Annotated in this window: 16 protein-coding genes and 1 pseudogene; 9 read left to right on the forward strand and 8 right to left on the reverse strand. The window is 73.8% G+C overall.

Annotated features, from left to right (window positions below; genetic code table 11):
* Positions 1 to 23: 23 nt before the first annotated feature.
* Positions 24 to 281 carry a hypothetical protein gene (locus AB0D01_RS13335; protein WP_363055260.1) on the reverse strand — a complete coding sequence of 86 codons (258 nt, stop codon included), beginning with the start codon at positions 279 to 281 and terminating at the stop codon, positions 24 to 26.
* A gap of 320 nt (positions 282 to 601) precedes the next feature.
* Between AB0D01_RS13335 and AB0D01_RS13340 the strand changes: the two genes are divergently transcribed.
* On the forward strand, positions 602 to 787 hold the full coding sequence (locus AB0D01_RS13340; RefSeq protein WP_363055261.1) for a DUF5999 family protein: 186 nt from the start codon (positions 602 to 604) through the stop codon (positions 785 to 787).
* Positions 788 to 930: 143 nt separating this feature from the next.
* Here the strand turns inward: AB0D01_RS13340 and AB0D01_RS13345 are convergent, their stop codons facing one another.
* Positions 931 to 2952: an NB-ARC domain-containing protein gene (locus AB0D01_RS13345; protein WP_363055262.1), complete on the reverse strand. Its 2022-nt coding sequence runs from the start codon at positions 2950 to 2952 to the stop codon at positions 931 to 933.
* A gap of 185 nt (positions 2953 to 3137) precedes the next feature.
* Positions 3138 to 4112 (reverse strand): fibronectin type III domain-containing protein, encoded by a 975-nt coding sequence (locus AB0D01_RS13350; protein ID WP_363055263.1) that lies wholly within the window; start codon positions 4110 to 4112, stop codon positions 3138 to 3140.
* Positions 4113 to 4351: 239 nt separating this feature from the next.
* On the opposite strand from AB0D01_RS13350, the gene AB0D01_RS13355 reads away from it, so the two are divergent.
* From AB0D01_RS13355 to AB0D01_RS13380, 6 genes are all read left to right on the forward strand, one after another.
* On the forward strand, positions 4352 to 5944 hold the full coding sequence (locus AB0D01_RS13355) for an ABC transporter substrate-binding protein (RefSeq protein WP_363055264.1): 1593 nt from the start codon (positions 4352 to 4354) through the stop codon (positions 5942 to 5944).
* Positions 5945 to 5967: 23 nt separating this feature from the next.
* Entirely contained in the window at positions 5968 to 6933 is a 966-nt protein-coding gene (locus AB0D01_RS13360) for an ABC transporter permease (protein WP_363055265.1), read from the forward strand.
* Positions 6926 to 7909, forward strand: coding sequence for an ABC transporter permease (locus tag AB0D01_RS13365; RefSeq protein ID WP_363055266.1), 984 nt, complete (start codon positions 6926 to 6928; stop codon positions 7907 to 7909). The genes AB0D01_RS13360 and AB0D01_RS13365 overlap by 8 nt, the downstream gene beginning before the upstream one ends.
* A gap of 104 nt (positions 7910 to 8013) precedes the next feature.
* Positions 8014 to 8904, forward strand: a complete 891-nt coding sequence (locus AB0D01_RS13370; RefSeq protein ID WP_363055394.1) for an ABC transporter ATP-binding protein — start codon at positions 8014 to 8016, stop codon at positions 8902 to 8904.
* Positions 8897 to 9556, forward strand: coding sequence for an ATP-binding cassette domain-containing protein (locus AB0D01_RS13375; protein ID WP_363055267.1), 660 nt, complete (start codon positions 8897 to 8899; stop codon positions 9554 to 9556). The genes AB0D01_RS13370 and AB0D01_RS13375 overlap by 8 nt, the downstream gene beginning before the upstream one ends.
* Before the next feature lie 284 nt (positions 9557 to 9840).
* Positions 9841 to 11400, forward strand: coding sequence for a hypothetical protein (locus tag AB0D01_RS13380; protein WP_363055268.1), 1560 nt, complete (start codon positions 9841 to 9843; stop codon positions 11398 to 11400).
* A gap of 128 nt (positions 11401 to 11528) precedes the next feature.
* Here AB0D01_RS13380 and AB0D01_RS13385 read toward each other — a convergent pair whose 3' ends face one another.
* The 3 genes from AB0D01_RS13385 to AB0D01_RS13395 all read right to left on the reverse strand — a co-directional run bounded on the left by AB0D01_RS13385 (position 11529) and on the right by AB0D01_RS13395 (position 13917).
* The gene (locus AB0D01_RS13385) at positions 11529 to 12467 is read right to left on the reverse strand and encodes an ion transporter (RefSeq protein WP_363055269.1); all 939 of its coding nucleotides are present in this window, start codon (positions 12465 to 12467) and stop codon (positions 11529 to 11531) included.
* A 253-nt stretch (positions 12468 to 12720) separates the two neighbouring features.
* Positions 12721 to 13173 carry a DoxX family protein gene (locus tag AB0D01_RS13390; RefSeq protein WP_363055270.1) on the reverse strand — a complete coding sequence of 151 codons (453 nt, stop codon included), beginning with the start codon at positions 13171 to 13173 and terminating at the stop codon, positions 12721 to 12723.
* Positions 13174 to 13506: 333 nt separating this feature from the next.
* Positions 13507 to 13917: a DUF5997 family protein gene (locus tag AB0D01_RS13395; protein WP_363055271.1), complete on the reverse strand. Its 411-nt coding sequence runs from the start codon at positions 13915 to 13917 to the stop codon at positions 13507 to 13509.
* 58 nt (positions 13918 to 13975) lie between these two features.
* Here AB0D01_RS13395 and AB0D01_RS13400 point away from each other — a divergent pair, with 58 nt between their 5' ends.
* Together AB0D01_RS13400 and AB0D01_RS13405 are read left to right on the forward strand one after the other, a co-directional pair.
* Positions 13976 to 14815, forward strand: coding sequence for a LysR family substrate-binding domain-containing protein (locus tag AB0D01_RS13400; RefSeq protein WP_363055272.1), 840 nt, complete (start codon positions 13976 to 13978; stop codon positions 14813 to 14815).
* A gap of 100 nt (positions 14816 to 14915) precedes the next feature.
* Positions 14916 to 16316 carry an NADP-dependent succinic semialdehyde dehydrogenase gene (locus AB0D01_RS13405; RefSeq protein WP_363055273.1) on the forward strand — a complete coding sequence of 467 codons (1401 nt, stop codon included), beginning with the start codon at positions 14916 to 14918 and terminating at the stop codon, positions 16314 to 16316.
* A 103-nt stretch (positions 16317 to 16419) separates the two neighbouring features.
* On the opposite strand, the pseudogene AB0D01_RS13410 reads toward AB0D01_RS13405, so the two are convergent.
* Positions 16420 to 17004 (reverse strand): annotated as a pseudogene (locus tag AB0D01_RS13410) (TetR/AcrR family transcriptional regulator); the annotation flags it as partial.
* A gap of 156 nt (positions 17005 to 17160) precedes the next feature.
* Positions 17161 to 19317 carry a discoidin domain-containing protein gene (locus AB0D01_RS13415; RefSeq protein WP_363055274.1) on the reverse strand — a complete coding sequence of 719 codons (2157 nt, stop codon included), beginning with the start codon at positions 19315 to 19317 and terminating at the stop codon, positions 17161 to 17163.
* Between the last annotated feature and the right edge of the window lie 205 nt (positions 19318 to 19522).

Genomic DNA, 19522 nt, shown 5'->3' on the forward strand with positions numbered 1-19522 from the left:
CGTGGGCGGGCGTCCGGGCGTCTTCAGGGGCGCAGGAGGCCCGTCAGCGTGTGGCCGAACAGGAGGCGGGCCGCGCCGGCCGTCAGGGGGTCCAGGAAGCGGGGAACGCCGCGCACGCGGATGGACTCCCGCCAGCGGACCTCCGTACCCCCGGACGAGCACGGCTGGAGCTCGATCTCGGCCCACCCCGTCACCACCCGCCCCCGCTTCTCCAGCCGCACCCTGAGCGGGGGCTCCCAGACGACGACCTCCATCGGGTCGTCGAATGTGATCCGGCCCACTCCCGTGCGCGCCGTGAAGCGCGTTCCGGCGCACGTCGGAGGCGGCGTCTCGATGATCGTCCGGGTGAGCGGGACGTGTGCGCCGTGTGATTCCCAGGCCGTCACGCGTCGCCACGCCTCTTCGGGGGCGAGGGAAGTACGGCGAATGATCCGGATAACGGGCATGAGCGCATGGTAAGCGGGCATACACACCCTGAACTGGACCTCGAATATGGGTTCCGTCCGGGGGTGGCGGTCGGCAATACTCGCCGCCACCGTGGATCGCGGATTCGACCGGGTGACCACCGGCCCTCCCGCCCCACTCTGCGAGGAGGTGCGCCATGTGCTCCCACCAGCCCCCCTGTCCGTCCGCCGACAGCGCGGACCACGACGCCGCCCGCGTCGTGGCCTCCCATCCCGAACAGGGATGGAGTCTGCTCTGCAACGGCGTCGTGGTCTTCGACGACACCGGTGAACTGCTCCCCGAAGGCAGGACGGTGGAACCCCGCCGTCCGGCACTGGTCTGAGCGAGGAGGCAGCATGCGCCAGCAGCTGATCCGCAAGCCCGTCCCCAAGCCCGCCCCCCGAGACCTGGACCTGCGCACACCGTCGGGCAGACCCCTCCCGTACTGACGGGAGCCCCCGACCCACGGCGTCCACCGGCCCGAAGTCAGCCGGTGGACGCCGCCGCGCCGCCCAGGAACGCGCTCTCGTACGCCGCGTCCCCGATCGCCGCCCTCGCCTGCCGTTCGCCCCGGTCCCGTAAGGCCGTCAGCGACGGCGAGCCCATCTGCGGCCGTCCCACCGTGCGCCACCAGGCGTGTCCGGTGCCCAGCAGCCGCGCCGCCAGTTCCCCGTCGCCCAGGGCCGCCACCGCGGCCGCCAGCAGGTCCAGGCCCAGCGCGATGCCGAAGCGGTCGCCCAGCAGCCGCTTGCCCGAGAGCATGGCCCGCACGTGCCGGGCCGCCTCGTCGTTGCGGCCCAGCCCGAGCGCGGACACGGCCAGCACGTAGTCCGCGTAGGCCCGCAGCCACCGCTCGCCCAGCTCCGCGCACGCCGCGCGCAGTGCCTCCGCCTCCCGCGCGGCCTCCTCGAAGCGGCCCAGGTCGCACAGCGCGTACGCGCCGGCCAGCCGGCACAGCAGCCACCCCGCCCCGCTCGGCCGCCCGCCGTGGCCCGCCCGCGCCCGGGGCCCCGCCAGCGACAGCGCCCGGGCCGGATCGCCCGGCATCATCACCGACACGGCCCGCAGGTAGGCGGCGCGCAGTTCCCGTTCGGGGTCGGCGAGGGCGGCCGCCGCCCGGGTGCACTCGGCGCCGACCTTCCCGGCGGTGTCCATCTCCCCCTGGAGCAGCAGCGTCAGCCCCAGGGCCCACAGGCCCTGGGTGTGCGCGGGGCCGGGGGAGGGGGCGCCGGCCAGGGCCCGTTCCAGGAAGGCGCGGCCCTCGTGGACGTGCCCGCACGCGAACCAGAGGAACCACAGGGCCCCGGCCATCTCCAGGGCCGCCGCCGGGTCGGTGCCCAGCAGGTGTTCCAGGGCGGTGCGCACCTGCGCGTGCTCGGCGCTCATCCTGCGGTACCAGTCCACCTGGGCCGGGCCCAGCCAGCCCTGGTCGGCGGCCCCGGCCAGGGCCGCGTACCAGTGGGCGTGCCGGTCGGCGACGCCGCGCACCTCGCCCAGCTCCGTCAGCCAGTCGTGGCCGAACTCGCGGATGGTGTCGAGGATCCGGTAGCGGGCGCCCGCGCCCCGCTCCTCGGAGCGGCGTACGACGGACTTCGCGACGAGCCCCTCCAGCACCCGTTCCACCCTCGCCGCCGGCAGCGGCCCGCCGGAGCACACCGCGCGGGCCGCGGCCACGTCGAAGTCCCCGCTGAACACGGACAGTCGGGCCCACAGGAGCCGTTCCAGCGGCTCGCACAGCTCGTGGCTCCAGCCGATGGCGGTCCGCAGGGTGCGGTGGCGGTGCCCCGCGGCGGGTCGGCCGTCGGTGAGGACCTCGAAGCGGGCGTCGAGCCGGCGGGCCATCTGTTCCAGCGTCCACCGGCGCATGCGGGCCCCGGCCAGCTCCAGGGCGAGCGGGATGCCGTCCAGGCGGCGGCACACCTCGGCGGCGATCCGGGCGCGGTCCGGGTCGGCGAAGGCGGCGGCGCTGTCCGGGGCGGCTGCCAGGGCGCGGGTCCGGAAGAGGGCCAGGGCCTCGCTGTCGGGGCCGTCGGTGGGCAGGGGGCGGACCTCGAAGACCAGCTCGCCGGGGGTGCCCAGGCGCTCCCGGGAGGTCGCCAGCACCGTCAGGCCGGGGGCCGACTGGAGGAGCTCGCCCACGAGGTGGCGGACCTCGGGGACCAGGTGCTCGCAGGTGTCGAGGACGAGCAGCAGTTCCTTGTCGGCCATCCACGCGCACAGTTCCTCGTCGAGGGGGTGCGGGGAGTGGTCGGCGAGGCCGACGGCGTGGGCGACGGTCGCGGTGAGCAGGTCCGGGTCGCGCAGGGGCGACAGTTCGACCCACCACACCCCGTCGGGGCGGGCCTGGAGGCGGTCGGCGGCGGCCCGCAGGGCGAGCCGGGACTTGCCGACGCCGCCGACCCCGGTCAGGGTCACCAGTCGGCGGTCGCGCAACAGGCTCGCCAGGCGGGCCAGTTCGCCGTCCCGGCCGACGAAGCTCGCCGTCTCCGGCGGCAGGTTTCCCGGCACGGCGACAGATTCTGGCGCAGGGTTCCCGCTCGCGGAGTCCGCCTGATGGTCGTTGACCGAGTACTCACCGAACACGGATGTATTGTGCGCGATCTTTGTTCGCGGCAATGGCGTTCGGCGGGTATCGCCGCCCGATCGGTGTGCGTACGCCGTGTGTTCGGATGCGGCGTGGCCGACCGCGCGGCTCAGCCGGTGAGGGTGATGCGGCGTTCCTCGGAGAAGGCGCCCCAGTTCCCGTCGGGGAGCCGGGCGCGCAGTTTCAGGGCCCAGACCGTCCCGGCCGGCTCGCTCGCCGTGAGCCGGTACGCGGCCCGCCCGGAGGGCACCGCCCCGGTGCCGAACTGGATGACGGTGACGGGCCGGTCGTCGACGTAGAGCTCGTACTCGCTGGTCGCGCGTCCGGTGTCGGGGGCGGTCCAGCCCAGCTCGACCGCCCCGGGCACGGCCGTCGCCGTGAAGGCGCCGGGTGCGGTGCCCGGGCCCTGCCCGGGGTCGGCCGGGGTGGTCACGGCCACGGCGGGGCCGTCGGGGGAGGAGTTGTCGGCGCCGTCGCGGGCCCGGACCGTGAACGCGTACGCGGTGCCTGGCTGGAGTCCGCCGAGGCTGGTGCCCCGCTCGGCGCCGCCGGAGGTGTGGATCCGTACGCCGCCCTGGTAGACGTCGTAGGCCGTCACGCCGGTGTCGTCGCTCGCCGGGCCCCAGTCGAGTCGGACCGTACGGGGGCCCTCGGCGCGGCCGGTGGTGGTGGGCGGGGCCGTGGGCGCCCGGCGGTCCTCGGCCCGGGCGACCGGGGTGGTCACGTCGACGGTCGCGCTCGGGGCGGAGCGCCTGCCGTCGGCGTCCTTGGCGCGGACGGTGAAGGCGTAGGCGGTCTGCGGGGCGAGGTCGGTGATGTCCACCATGGTCTTGTCGGCGGGCAGTTCGCGCACCAGGCGGCCGGACTGGAAGACCTGCCAGCCGCTGACCCGGTCGGCGACGGGCGCCGAGTTCCACATGACGTGGACCGACGTGGCGCTGCCGGCCTGGGCGGTCAGTCCGACGGGCGCGTGCGGGCCGTCGGGGCCGTCCGCGGCGCAGGCCGTGAGGGCGGCGAGGGCGGCGAGGGTCAGGGTGGCGCCGAGCGCGGCGCGCAGGGGGCGCGGGGGAGGGGTGCGTCGCACGGGGTGCCTTCCTGCGCGTCCGGCGGATGATCGCGATTGGTCTAGACATATATGGCACGCGGGAGGTCGCCCCGGCAAGACCCCGGCCGACACCGGGTCCTGTCGGGGACGGCTCGGGGGCGGCTTCGAATCAAACCCCGGGGTCCCGTCGTGACCTGGTTCGTCTTCTTCTGTACCCCTCTGGCATTATTGCCATCTCTTTGCAATAACACATGATCACAAACAGGGATGTGCACACCATGACGGCCCGGACAGTCCGCGCACGGGGAGCGGTCCGCGCGACCCTCGCCACCGCACTCATCACGGGCGTGGCGGCCTGCTCGAACCCCACCGGATCCGCCCCCGCGGACTCCGCCGTGGTCGGCATCGCGACCGAACCCGAAACCCTCAGCCCGCTGCTGGGCTACGGCAAGGACGGCAACTCCAAGATCTTCGACGGGCTCCTCACCCACGACGCGGACATGAAGCTCCAGCCCGCGCTCGCCGAGGCCCTCCCCGAGGTCTCCGCCGACGGCCGCACCTACACCTTCCGGCTGCGCCACGGCGTGAAGTTCAGCGACGGCGAGCCCTTCACCGCCAAGGACGTCGAGTTCACCTACCGGACGATCCTCGACCCCAAGACGAACAACGCCTCGAAGACCGAGCTGGACGCCGTCGAGAGCGTCACCGCCCAGGGCGAGGACCGGGTCGTCTTCACGCTCAAGTACCCCTACGCGCCCTTCGCCGAGCGCACCGTCCTGCCCATCGCCCCCGAACACGTCGCGGGCCGCCAGGACGTCAACAGCGGCGACTTCACGACCAAGCCCGTCGGCACCGGCCCGTACGTGCTCACCGCCTGGTCCAAGGGCGAGAAGATCTCCTTCAAGGCCAACCCCCACTACTGGGGCGGCGAGCCGGCCGTGAAGAAGTTCACCATGGCCGTCGTGAAGGACGACGACGTCCGCGCCACCCGCCTGCGCTCCGGCGAACTCGACGCGGCGATCCTGCCCCCGAACCTCGCCAAGGGCTTCGCGAAGGACACCGCCCGCCGCACCTACGCGGCCAAGACGTTCGACTACCGCAACGTCACCCTCCCCACGCACCACCCGGTCACCGGCGACACCGCGGTCCGGCAGGCCCTGGACATCGCCGTGGACCGCCAGGCCATGGTCGACAAGCTCCTGGAGGACGCCGGCAAGGCCGCCTACGGCCCCGTCCCGACCGACAGCCGCTGGTTCACCGCCGGCACCGAGCGCCCGTACGACCTCGAACACGCGAAGAAGATCCTCGACGACGCCGGCTGGAAGACGGGCGACGACGGCGTCCGCGCCAAGGACGGCGTCCGCGCCTCCTTCCCGCTCTGGTACACCTCCGGGGACAAGATCCGCCAGGACCACGCGCTCGCCTTCGCCTCCGACGCCCGCAAGGCCGGCATCGAGGTCAAGACCGAGGCGGGCACCTGGGAGGTCATCGAACCCCGGATGAAGACGGACGCCGTCCTCGCCGGCGGCGGCTCCCCGGCCGACCCGGACTTCGACCAGTACCTGCTGCTGACCTCCTCCCTCGCGGGCGACGGCTTCAACAACATGGGCCAGTACGCCAACCCCACCGTCGACCAGGCCCTCCTCGACGGCCGCCGCAGCGGCGACCCGGCCGCCCGCAAGGCCGCCTACGACACGGTGCAGCGCGAACTGGTCAACAACCCCGGCTACGTCTTCCTCACCCACATCGACCACCTCTACGTCGTCAACGACAAGTGGGAGGGCCCGAGCACCCAGGTCGAACCCCACGACCACGGCCTCGGCTCCGGCCCCTGGTGGAACGTCGAGAAGTGGAAGCCGAAGCAGAAGTGACCCCCCGCCTCCCCTGGGGGCCGATGGCACGCATGACCGGGCGGCGGCTCCTCGCCGCCGCCCCGGTCCTGCTCGCCGTCACCTTCGGCGTCTTCGCCGTCGCCGCGCTGTCCCCCTTCGACCCCGTCAAGGCCTACGCCGGCACCGCGGGACTGACCGCCTCGCAGGCCGAACTCGACCAGCTGCGGGCCAACCTCGGCGTCGACCGGCCCTTCGTCACCCGCTGGTGGGACTGGCTGACCTCCGCGCTCACCGGCGACCTCGGAACCTCCTCCGTCATGCGCCAACCCGTCGCCGACGTCATCACCGCCCGCCTCGGCTGGTCCGCGCTGCTCGCCGGCTGCGCCTTCGCCCTCGCCGTCCTCCTCGGCACCGGCCTCGGCGTCCTCGCCGCCCGCCGCCAGGGCGGCCCCCTCGACCGGACCGTGTCCGCCCTCGCGTACACCCTGGAGGCCGCCCCCGCCTACTGGCTCGGACTCCTCGGCATCTGGTTCTTCTCCGTCCGCCTGGGCGTCCTGCCCTCCGGCGGACTCACCGACGCCGCGAGCGACACCGTCACCGCCGGCCAGGTCGCCTCGCACCTCCTGCTCCCCGCGCTCGTCCTGGGCCTGTCCCAACTGCCCTGGTTCTTCCTCTACGTACGCCAGGGCGTCGCCGACGCCCTGGAGGAGGACCCCGTACGCGGCGCCCGCGCCCGGGGCCTGTCCGGACGCCGCGTCCTGCTCGGACACGGGCTGCGCTCCGGCATGCTCCCCGTGCTGACCCTCGTCGGATCGCGGGTGCCCGAACTGATCACCGGCGCCCTCCTGGTCGAGACCGTGTTCAGCTGGCCCGGCATCGCCGCCGCCACCGTCCAGGCCGCCACCTCCGTGGACTTCCCGCTGCTCGCCGCCCTGACGGTGCTGGCCACGGCCGCCGTCCTCGTCGGCAACCTGCTGTCCGACCTGCTCTACGGACTCGCCGACCCGAGGGTGGGCTTCGATGGCTGACCTCCACGACCGCGAGGCCCGCGCCGCCCGCCGGGCCCGCGCCGCCCGCCGCGCCCTCCCCGCCCCCCGCCCGGCCCCCGCGGACCCCGGCGCTTCCGAGGGCCCCGGCGCCCCCGAGCGCCGTTGGCGCGCCCGCGGCGGCTCCCGCCGCTCCACCCGCGCACTGCGCCTGGGCGCCTCGGCGACCGTGATGACGGTCCTCGTCCTCGCCGTGCTGCTCGTACCGCCCCTGGTCCGCCTCGACCAACAGGCCGTCGACCTCGCCGCGAAACTCCTCCCGCCGTCCCCGGCCCACCCCTTCGGCACCGACGACGTGGGCCGCGACCTGCTGCTGCGCTGCGTCTACGGCCTGCGCGTCTCCCTCCTCGTCGGACTGGTGGCCGCCCTCGTCGCCACCGTGATCGGCACCGCCGTCGGCGCCACCGCCGGCGCCCTCGGCGGACGCGTCGACCGGCTCCTCATGCGCGCCGTCGACACCCTGTCCGCCATCCCGCACCTGCTGCTCGGCATCTTCGTCGTGGCCATGTTCCGGCCCGGCGTCTGGCCCGTGGTCGTCTCCGTGGCCCTGACCCACTGGCTGTCCACGGCCCGCATCGTGCGCGCCGAGGTCCTCTCCCTGCGCGCCCGGCCCTACGTGGACGCCGCCGTCTCGGGCGGCGCCTCACGGCTGCGCGTCACCCTGCGCCACCTGATCCCGGGCGTCCTGCCGCAGGCCGGGCTGGCCGCCGTCCTGATGGTCCCCCACGCCATGTGGCACGAGTCGGCCCTGTCCTTCCTCGGCCTGGGCCTGCCCTCCCACCAGGCCAGCCTGGGCACCCTCGTGCAGGGCGCCCGCGGCTCGCTCCTCGCCGGCGACTGGTGGCCCACCCTCTTCCCGGGCCTGCTGCTCATCGTCCCGACCCTCGCCATCGCCGGGCTCGCCGGCGCCTGGCGCGACCGCCTCAACCCCCGCCGCCGCTCGGAGCTGACGCTGTGACCGCCCGCCACCCCGACCCGCCGCCGGCCACCGCCGCGTCCCCCGCGCCAGGCGATCCCGACACCCCCGTGCTCACCGCGGAAGGCCTCTCGGTGCGGTTCCGGATGCCGGGCGGGCGCCACGTGGAGGCCGTCACCGACGCCACCTTCCGGCTGCGCCCCGGGGAATGCCTGGCCCTCGTCGGCGAGAGCGGCTGCGGCAAGTCCGTCCTGGCCTCCGCCCTCCTCGGACTGCTCCCCGGCAACGCCGAGACCGCGGGCCACGCCCGCCTCGCCGACGGTCTCGACCTCCTCGCCGCCGACGAGGCCACCCTCGCCCGTCGCGTACGGGGCCGACGGGTCGGCCTGGTCCCGCAGAGCCCCGCCGCCCACCTCACCCCGGTCCGCACCGTCCGCTCCCACCTGGAGGAGACCGTCCGGGAACTCGCCGACCCCGGGCCGGCCGGCCGGCGGGCCGCCGCCGAGGCCGCCGCCGAACGGGCCGCGTTCCCCGCGAGCCACCTCGACCGCCACCCCCACGAACTCTCCGGCGGCCTCGCCCAACGGGCCGCCACCGCCCTCGCCCTCATCGGGGACGCCCCCCTGCTCCTCGCCGACGAGCCGACCACCGGCCTCGACCGGGACCTCGTCCACCGCACCGTCGACGAACTGCGCGCCCACACGCGCGACACCGGCCGCGCCCTGCTGATGATCACCCACGACCTGGCCGCCGCCGAGCGGATCGCCGACACCGTCGCCGTCATGTACGCGGGCCGCATCGCGGAAATCGCCCCCGCCGACACCTTCTTCCGCACCCCCGGCCCCCGCCACCCCTACGCCCGGGGACTGCTCGACGCCCTGCCCGAACGCGCCTTCACCCCGATCCCCGGCGCCCCGCCCGAGCTCGGCGCGCTCCCGCCCGGCTGCGCCTTCGCCGCCCGCTGCGCCCTCGCCGACGCCGACTGCCGCGCCACCCGCCCGGCCCTCACCGAAGGAGTGGCCTGCCACCGTGCTTGAGCTCAAGGGCGTCACCGCCGGCTACGACCGCCGCCGGCCCGTCGTACGCGACGCCCACCTGACCCTGGAGCCCGGCGAGGCGATCGGCCTGCTCGGGCCCAGCGGCTGCGGCAAGTCCACCCTCGCCCGGGTCGCCGCCCTCCTGCACCGGCCCGACGCGGGCACGGTCACCCTCGACGGAGCCACCGTCACCGGATTCCGCCACCGCGCCCCGCGCGCCCTGCGCACCGCCGTCGGAGTCGTCTTCCAACAGCCCCGCCTGTCCGCCGACCCCCGCCTGCGCCTCCACGACCTCGTCGCGGAACCGCTCCGGGCCACCGGGCGGCGCGCGGAGGCGGCCGCCGCCGTCGCCGACCTCGCCGAGCGGGTGGGCCTGGGCGCGGACCTGCTCGCCCGACGCCCCCACGAAGTCAGCGACGGCCAACTGCAACGCGCCTGCCTCGCCCGGGCTCTGGTGCTGCGCCCCCGCTGGCTGGTCTGCGACGAGATGACCGCGATGCTCGACGCCTCCACGACGGCGGCCCTCGTCGCCGTGGTCGAGCGGTACCGCGCCGAGACCGGCGCCGGGCTGCTCGCCGTGGGGCACGATCCGGTCCTCCTCGGCCGCTGGTGCGACCGTACGACCCGCTGGGATGAGGTCGCGCGCGGCTGACCGCCCCCGGCGGGGTCGGTCGTCCGTCGGCCGCCGTCCGTCGCGCGTCGCGCGTTGCGCGTTCGTGAATCCTCCCGCTCCTCCATGGACTCCTCGGGGCGCGCGATCTACCGTCTGGCGGCGGCTCGATCTCAGACGCGCTGTCAACACGACGCGGGAAGAAGGGGGTTGACCGGATGCCTCTCATCCGACTCCGACACGGACCACGACGCGAACCTCCGCCCCGACGCGGACGGCGACCCCGACCCCGGCTCCGGCTCCGGCTCCGGCTCCGGCCCGGAAGGATGCCGAACTGCGCCGTCGTCCCCGCCCTCGCCGCCCTGGCGCTGCTGTACGGGCCCGCCGCGACCGCACACGCCGAGGAGATCCCCAAGGCCCCGGGCCACCGGCTCGTCAGCCACTACGACGGAGCCCCCGCCACCGCCCTGCCCCTGCCCGGCCAGGCCCCGCCGCAGCACCCCTTCCTCGCGCCCAACGGCCGCAGCGGCATGCACGCGGACGCCGCCGGCAGCGCCACGACCCCCTGGTCGGGCCCCCTCGGCAGGAACCCCCGGGTCACCAGCGAGAGGGTGGCCGCCCTCGGCGGCGAGTGCGCCACCGCCACCTTCGACTCCGGCGGCCGGCTCGTCACCGTCTGCGGGACCTTCTCCGGCTTCAAGGTCAAGCTCCTGGAGCCCCGTACGCTCGCCACGCTCGCGGAGTACCGGCTTCCGCAACGCTCCTCGACGGTCGAGGCGATCACCTCGCTCGACTTCTCGAAGATCTTCAAGGACACCTCGGGCGGCGCCTACTTCTACCTCGACGACCGGGACCGGGCCGTCCTCGCAGACTCCCGTCAGCACGTCCTGCGCCTGGCCCATTCCCAGGACCCCGACGGCGTCTGGAAGTTCACCGTCGAGGACGACTGGGACCTCACCGGACACGTCCCCCACGACTGCGCCGACTGGACCGACCCACGGCCCAGCGGCACCTGCGACCCCGTGACCTCCGTGATGCCCGACTGGGACGGCCGCATCTGGTGGGTCACCCGACAGGGGCGCGTCGGCACCGTGGACCCCGCCACCTCACGGATCCGCTCCGTACGACTGGAGGGCGAGGAGATCCAGAACTCCTTCTCGGTCGCCGAGGACGGCGTCTCCATCGTCACCGACCACGCCCTCTACGGCTTCCGCGCCACCGCCGACGGAACCCCCGAGGCGCAGTGGCGCGAGACCTACGACCGGGGCACCGCGACCAAACCCGGCTCCGTGAACCAGGGGTCGGGCACCACCCCCGACCTCTTCGGCGACGGCTACGTCGCGATCACCGACAACGCCGACGACCGCATGAACGTCCTCGTCTACCGGCGCGGCGCGGACGTACCCGCCGACCGCCGGCTGGTGTGCCGGGTGCCCGTCTTCCGCCCCGGCGCCTCGACCACCGACAACTCCCTGATCACCTGGGGCAACAGCATCGTCGTCGAGAACAACTTCGGCTACGAGAACCCCACCTCGCTGCTCCTCGGCAGGTCCGTCGTCGGCGGGGCCACCCGCATCGACGTCCGCGCCGACGGCAGCGGCTGCGACACGGTCTGGGAGAGCGACGTCCGCTCGCCCTCGACCGTGCCCAAGCTCTCCACCGGCAACGGCCTGCTCTACTTCTACGAGAAGGAGCCCAACTTCTGGGGCGTCGACGCCTGGTACCTGACCGCCGTCGACTTCCGCACCGGAGAGCGCCGCTGGCGCCGGCTCACCGGTACCGGACCCCTCTACGACAACAACTGGGCGCCGATCACCCTCGGCCCCGACGGAACGGCGTACGTGGGCGTCTTCAACGGCATCGTCGCGGTCCGCGACGGCGACTGACCCCATCCGGCACGCGGCCCCAACTCGCCTGCCGTGCAAGTGAGTCGAAGCAGAGCCGGGAACCGTGAACGAGGCGTGAACTTCCCGGATGGCCGAAACCCGGCCGCGCGCCGCGCGGCCGGGCCTCCTCAGACCGCCGATTCGAGTTGCCGCTCCCTCTCCGCCCCCGCACCCGTCGCCGGCCGCGCCCCGTCCGCACCCGGCGGACCCGGGACGTCCGCCAGACTCGCCTCCAGGTCGTCGAGGGCCAGCCGGGCGGCGACGATCCGCTGCCGGACCTCCTCGGCGGGGTCGACGTCCTTCGCGGCGCGCTCCCGGGCGCGGGCGTCGGCCTCCTCCATCTCCCGCGCCTCGTCCAGGGAGTTGAGGACGACGCCGATCAGCACGTTGACGAGGACGAAGGAGGCGAGCAGCGCGTAGGAGGCGTAGTAGACGATGCTGAACCGGGAGATCTCCAGCCCGGCCCGGACCGCGTCGGTGAGCCCGTCCAGGGTGGTGAGCAGGAACAGGGTGAGCATGGCCCGGCCGATCGAGCCGTAGTGCCCCGGGTCGGACCCGGCGAAGCAGACCCAGCCGACCATGGCGTACACGTACAGGACGAGCGCGCCGACGAACAGGAAGCTGGCGGTCCCCGGCAGGCTGCGGCCGACCGCGAGCAGCAGGATCCGCAGGTGGGGCAGGAAGCGGGCGGTACGCAGGACCCGCGCCAGGCGCAGCAGCCGCAGGACGGTCGTGTTCTCGCGGAGCACCGGCAGGAACGCGGAGGTCACGATCAGCAGGTCGAAGATGTTCCAGGGGTCCCGGAAGAATGCTTTCGGCCGGTCCGCGTACGAGCCCACGCGCAGCAGCATCTCCAGCGTGAACAGGGTGAGGCAGACCTGTTCGGCGAGCAGGAGCACCCGGTGGTAGGCCTCGGCCAGACCGCTGTACGTCTCGGCCCCCATCAGCCCCGCGTTGAAGAGGATCACGCCGAAGACCACCATCCCGAACGACGGCGCCTCGGTGATCCGCCGGCAGCCGGCTGCCAGTCTCCTGCGGCCGGGTCCGGCCGGGGTCGGGTCGGTCATCTCGCTCCTCGTACTCGCTCGGGCGTCCGTGTGGGGGCGGACGCCGGCGCGCGCGGGGCGCGCACGCCGGTCCGCCCTGCTAACGCGGTACAGCCGGACGGGTTTCAACCGGTCTCGGACGACCCGCCCCCGGAACGTCGGCGTGCCGGACCGGAAACGCACGCGTGCCCGCCCCCGGAAGCGGGGCGGGCACGGTCGTGGCGAGACGGCGGTGACGAACCGCGGTGGCGAACCGCGGTGGCGAAACGATTCCTCAGGCGCGGGCGGCGGCGGCCTCCGGACGGCGCTCGGCGGGGGCTCTGCCGGCGCGGCCGGCGAACAGCCCGTCGAGGGCCAGGGCGCCGGGGCCGGTGAACACCAGCAGCAGGAAGGCCCAGCAGAACATCGCGGAGGCCTCGCCGCCGTTCTGCAACGGCCACAGCGACTCCGGCTGGTGCACCGAGAAGTACGCGTACGCCATGGAGCCGGAGGCCACGAAGGCCGCCGACCGGGTGCCCAGGCCCACCAGCACCAGGATCCCGGCGACGAGCTGGATGACGGCGGCGTACCAACCGGGCCAGGTACCGGCGGCGACGGTGCCGCCACCGTGCGCGCCACCGAGGACCCCGAAGAGCGAGGCGGCGCCGTGACAGGCGAAGAGGAGCCCGGTGACGATCCGGAAGAGCGCGAGGGCGTACGGCTGGGCGGACTGCAGACTTCCGGGCATGGGGGCTCCTTCGGTTGGGGACGGGTGCCGAAGTGTGTGCCGAGGCCGACGGCCGGGCGAGCCATAGGTTAGGTAGGCCTAAGGGGGTCGGCAAGCGCGGTTTTCGGCCGGCGCGGCGGCCTCCGGGCCGCCCGGCGGAGCCGTGCGGGACGGTCGCGTCGCGTCCCGCCCCCGCACCCCCGCGCGGGCCGGGGGAGCGGGGGAGCGGTGGGGGCGGGGAAACGACCGATGGCCGGGCCGGAGGGACCGGCCCGGCCATCGGCGCGGGTACAGCGGTGGTGCGGTACTGCGGTACCGCGGGGGTGGCGCCGGGCGCCGGGTGGGGCGGGCGCGTCAGCCTGCGTCGTCGCGCCGGGCGGCCTTCTCGGCCTTCTCGGCCTGCATCTCCTTGATCCGCACGGCTTCCTTGCGGACCTCGGCCTGGGTGGCGCGCTCCTTCTGGAGCCACTCGGGGTTGTCCTGCTTCAGGGCCTCGATCTGCTCGGTGGTGAGCGCCTCGGTGACCCCGCCACGGGCGAGACCGGCGATGGAGACGCCCAGCTTGGCCGCGACCACCGGCCGGGGGTGCGGGCCGTTGCGCCGCAGCTCCACCAGCCACGCGGGCGGGTCGGACTGGAGGGCGTTCAGCTCGGTGCGCGAGACGACACCCTCCTGGAACTCTGCGGGGGTGGCCTCGAGGTACACACCCAGCTTCTTCGCCGCGGTCGCGGGCTTCATCGTCTGGGTGCTCTGGTGCGACGTCATGGGGTCAAGGGTATCGAGCGTGTGCGCTACCTCCGACCACGACCGGTAACCTGGCGGGGTGACAGGCTCGGATGCATCCCCTTCGTTCAGGCTCGCCTACGTCCCTGGAGTGACGCCCACGAAGTGGGTGCGGATCTGGAACGAGCGGCTGCCCGACGTTTCGTTGACCCTCGTACAGGTCCCCTCCGCGGAGGCGTTCGACCTGCTGCGCGGCAGCGGCGCCGACGCCGGATTCGTACGCCTCCCCGTGGACCGGACCGATCTCAGTGCGATCCCGCTCTACACCGAGACGACCGTGGTCGTGATCCCGAAGGACCACGTCGTGGCCGCCGTGGAAGAGGTGTCGATCGAGGACCTCGCCGACGAGATCGTGCTGCACCCCCTCGACGACGTCCTCGGCTGGGAGACCCTGCCCGGACGGCCCGCCTTCGAGCGTCCCGAGACCACCGCCGACGCGATCGAGCTGGTCGCGGCCGGGATCGGCGTCCTCGTCGTCCCTCAGTCGCTGGCCCGCCTCCACCACCGCAAGGACCTCACCTACCGCACCGTCTCGGACGCCCCCGAGTCGCGGGTCGCGCTGTCCTGGCCGGAGGAGAAGACCACCGACCTGGTGGAGGAGTTCATCGGCATCGTCCGGGGCCGGACGGTCAACAGCACCCGGGGACGCACGCCGACCCCGCCCCAGCCCAAGCAGCGGGGGCGCGCCGACGCGGCCGGCGGCAAGGCGGGCGCGAAGGGCGGGGCGAAGCCGACCGGGAAGACGGGCGCGAAGACCGGGGGCAAGCCGGGTGCCAAGTCGGGCGCGAAGCCGACCGGGAAGTCGACCGGGAAGCCCGCCCGCGGCGCGTCCGGGGCCCCCAAGGCGGCCAAGCGCGGCAAGCCCCGCGGCCGACGGTAGGACCGTCCGGTAGGACGGTCCGGCGCCCGCTCTCGCGTTGCGGGGGCGGGGGCCTGCGGGCAGGGTCGAAGGCGCGACTCCCCCGCAGGAAGGTCGGACCATGCCCATCGCCACCGTCAACCCCACGACAGGCCGGACGCTGCGCACCTTCGACGCGCTCGACGCCGACGGCATCGAGGCCTGCCTCGCGGAGGCGGCACGGACCGCCGCCGACTACCGGCGCACCGGCTTCGCCGAGCGGGCCGCGCTCCTGGAGCGCGCCGCCGACCTCCTGGAGGCGGAGGCGGAGGACATCGCCCGCACGATGACCATCGAGATGGGCAAACCGCTCGGCGCGGCCCGCGCCGAGGCCGCCAAGTGCGTCAAGGCCATGCGCTGGTACGCGGCCCACGCCGAGTCCCTCCTCGCCGACGAACGCCCCGCCGACCCAGACGTGCGCGACGCCGGCGCCTCCGCCGTACGCGTGCTCTACCGGCCCATCGGCGTGGTCCTCGCCGTGATGCCCTGGAACTTCCCCCTCTGGCAGGTCGTGCGCTTCGCCGCCCCCGCCCTGATGGCCGGGAACGTCGGCCTGCTCAAGCACTCCTCGAACGTCCCCCAGACGGCCCTTTACCTGGGAGACCTCTTCGAACGGGCCGGATTCCCCCGCGGCTGCTTCCAGACCCTGCTCATCGGCTCCGCCGCCGTGGAGGGAGTGCTGCGCGACCCCAGGGTGGCCGCGGCCACCCTGACGGGCAGCGAGCCGGCGGGGCGGGCGGTGGCCTCCGTCGCGGGTGACGAGATCAAGAAGACCGTGCTGGAGCTCGGCGGCAGCGACCCCTACGTCGTCATGCCGTCGGCCGACGTCGCCCGCGCCGCCCGTACCGCCGTGACCGCCCGGGTGCAGAACAACGGCCAGTCCTGCATCGCCGCGAAACGGTTCATCGTCCACGAGGAGGTCTACGAGGAGTTCGCCCGCCTCTTCACCGAGGGGATGAGGGCGCTGACCGTCGGCGACCCGATGCTGGCCGGCACCGACGTCGGCCCCCTGGCCACCGAGGCGGGCCGCGCGGACGTCGAGGAGCTCGTGGACGACGCCGTACGGCGGGGCGCCACCGTGCTCTGCGGCGGCCGGCGCCCGCCGGAGTTCCCGGACGGCTGGTTCTACGAGCCGACGGTGCTGGCGGACGTCACCGCCGACATGCGCGTCGACCTGGAGGAGACCTTCGGACCCGTCGCCACCCTGTACCGGGTGGGGAGCCTGGACGAGGCCGTCGAGCGGGCCAACCACACGCCCTTCGGACTCAGCTCGAACGTCTGGACCCGCGACGAGGCCGACCTGGAACGCTTCGTCCGGGACCTCCAGGCGGGCGGGGTCTTCGTCAACGGCATGACGGCCTCCCACCCCGCCCTGCCCTTCGGCGGGGTCAAACGCTCCGGGTACGGGCGCGAACTGTCGGGCCACGGCATCCGCGAGTTCTGCAACATCACCACGGTCTGGCGGGCGGCGGACCCGGACTGACCGCGACCTCGGCCGCCGCTGCCTTCTCGGCTGTCACGGCCCCCTCGGCTGTCGCGGCCCCCTCGGCCGCCCGGGCTCCCTCGGCCACCCCGTCCGGGGCGTCCACGAGGGCGAGCACGTGCTCGGTGACCAGGTCCAGCAGGTCGGAGGCGGCCGCCCGGTCCCCGAGCACGAGGACGTTCAGGGTCAGCCCGTCGGTCATCGCCGCCAGGTAGCGGGCCAGCACCGGGACCGGGACGCGCAGCCTCAGGTCCATGGTGTCGCGCAGTCGCCGCAGCAGTTCCGCGTACGTCTCCCCGTACAGCTCGTACTGCCGGCGGGCGAGGTGTTCGAATCCGGGGCGGCGCAGCGCGTACTGGGTCAGCTCGTAGGTGAGCATGTGCTCGCCGGGCTGCGCGCTGACGTGGTCCCAGTAGGCCTGGAAGCCGGAACGGACGGTCTCGCGGAGGGTGGGCTTGGGGCGGATCGCCTCCCGCACCACCGAGATGTAGTGCGCGGTGATCGCCTCGATGACCGATTCGAGCAGCTCCTGCTTGGAATCGAAGCAGTAGTGGAACACGCTCAGTGACACGCCCGCCTCGGCGGCGATGGAGCGGGTCGTGGTGCGCGCGACGCCGTCCCGGGTCATCGCGCGGATCGCCGCCTCGGTCAGCTGCCGGCGTCGTTCGGCCGACGGCATCCGTGCCATGGGGTCCTTTCGCGTGGTGCGGGTGGGGCGGTGGGGGTGGGGCGGTGGGGGTGCGCTTGGCGGGCGGGTCGGGGCTGGACCGGGGCCGGGCCGGGGGCGGCCCGGGGCCGGTCGGATCGGTTCCGTCGATCCGACCGGCCCGGACGGCGGACGGCGTCAGCCGCTGTAGACGCCGACCTCATGGAGGGAGTACCCCCACTGGGTGCCGCGGCCCAGCCCGTGGATCCGTACGTAGCGGGCGGTGGTGCCGGCGAACCGTGCCGTGTCGAGGCCGCCGTCGCCGGCGGTCGTGGACCAGGCCGTCTGCCAGTTCGTCCCGTCGGAGGACAGCTCGATCCGGTAGGACCTGCCGTACGCGCGCTCCCAGTCGAGGGTGACCCGGCTCACCAGGCTCGGGGCGCCGAGGTCGATCCGCAGCCACTGGTCGTCGCTCCAGTCGCTGGCCCAGCGGGTGCCCCGGTTGCCGTCCACGGCCCGGTCGGGCGCGTAGCTGACGAACGGGTTCCACTCGGAGGAGCTGGCCGCGCCGGCGGCGCCGGCCGCGAGGTTCACGCCCGCCTTGTGCCGCTCGGAAGCCCCCCAGGTGCCGAGGTAGGACTCGGCGCCCCGGAACAGGTCGTCCACCACCTCCTGGCCGCCGACCTGCCGGATGTCCTCGATCCAGTCCGGGACGAGCCCGTAGTGCGAGGCGCCGTCGGTGTTGAGGTCCCACGTGCGCTGCCCGGTGGTCTGCCGGTCGATGACGGAGCCGCCGTCGACGCTGCGGAACGGGTAGCGCACCGGGTTCGAGGTGTCGGCGCCGCGCGGGCCCGGCCAACCGCCGACCCCGTTCATGTCGGTGCCGTAGCCGTACCCGACGCCGTACTTGTCGCGCAGCGCCTTGGTCCGCGCGGCCTCAGCGATGAAGCCCTCGGAGCCGTTCATGTACTGGGTGGCGAACCCGCCGAGCTTGTACAGGCGCTCGGTCCAGCCGAGGTCCATCCAGCTGTGCGAGGAGATGATGCCGGGGTACGACTCCGACTCCAGGATGTCGAAGGCCCGCCCGGCGGCCTTGACGCTCATGTGGTCGATCTCCAGCATCATCTTGCGCTTCATCATGCCGCGCACGGCGTACTCGCCGAGGTCGGTCAGGCCGCGCGTGTTGCACTGGGCGTCGGCCGCGTACCCGGGCACGCTCACCCCGGCCGGGAGCTCCTTCTGGGCGTTCGGGGCCGGCGCGAGGCCGATGGGGTTGTCCTTCTGCGGGCCCGTGCACTTCTCGGTCTGCCAGAAGGTGCCGGTGGACAGGAACTGGCCCACGTTGATCGCGGTGCCGAGGGCTCCGCCGTCGAACCGGACGCCGCACAGGGCGTTGTCGAACTTGTGGCACAGGAACATGCTGCGGACGCCGATCCTGTGCAGCTCGTCGAGGCCCCGGTCGATGTCCTGCCGGGAACACTGGGAGATGTCCAGGATCTGCTTGCAGCCGAAGGGCTCGGAGGTCTCGACCCCCAGCACGACGGCCAGCTTGCCCTGCTTGATCACCTCGCGGGCCTGGGCGGAGTCGGTGACGATGCGGAACCAGCCCTTGCCGGGGCCGCCGTACATCTTGTCGATGTAGGCCTGCATGTCGTACGTCTTCTGCGCCTCCAGGCGGATGGCGGTCATCTCGTCGCAGCCGCGGTCCTTGAAGAAGTAGACCGAGCAGATCACCCCGTTGGTGACGAGGTCGTTGACGAGGACCCGCTGGCCGCCGCGCCAGGCGCGTTCGACCCAGGCGTAGTAGTTCTGCTGGTGGGTCAGGGAGTCGTGGGCGGGCCAGTCCTTGAAGGTGGGCCAGCCGTCGGGGTCGTGCTTGCCGTCGCCGCCCTTGGTGATGAAGTCGAAGACGGCGAGGGTGCCGTCGGGGTAGTGCTCGGGACAGTCCTTCAGGGCGTCGGCGACACCGAGCTCCGAGAAGGGCTTGCCGCAGATGAGCCGGCCGCCGAAGCCCTCGTTGGACATCAGGTGGTCGTGCGCGTCCACGAAGCCGCGTACGCGTCCCTGGGCGTCGGTGCCCTTGAAGGGTTCGCCGGTGACGTTGATCTGCGAGTCGGGGCCGGGGCGCGCCGTCGGGTTCCACCAGCCCGCGTCGGCGACGGCGCCGGCATCGGCGCCTGCTTCGGCGTCGGGGTCGGCGGAGGAGCTGGGCACGGGGCCGAGCAGGATCGCCAGGACCGCGAGGAGCAGCGACAGGACGGCGGCGGGGCGACGCCGCCGGAACGCGCGGCGGCGCCGTGGGCCGGGGCGTGGGTGAGGGCGGGACGGGGGGTGAGGGTGTGGGGTCAAGGTCATCACTCGTGTCTTCGCTCGGCGTTGGGGGCGCGGTCGAAACAGGCATGACTTGTCATGCCCCGCACAAAGGGTGCGACGAGAATCGCGACTGGCGCGAACGGAGTCAAGGGTCCGGGACGGATGACCTGATGAATCGTCGGATCGTTCGAGGCCGGTGCGAGGTGGGAGGCGGATGGGGCGCGGGGAGGGGGCCGAGGAGGGGGCC

The sequence above is a fragment of the Streptomyces sp. NPDC048606 genome (assembly GCF_040650855.1).
Classification (GTDB): domain Bacteria; phylum Actinomycetota; class Actinomycetes; order Streptomycetales; family Streptomycetaceae; genus Streptomyces.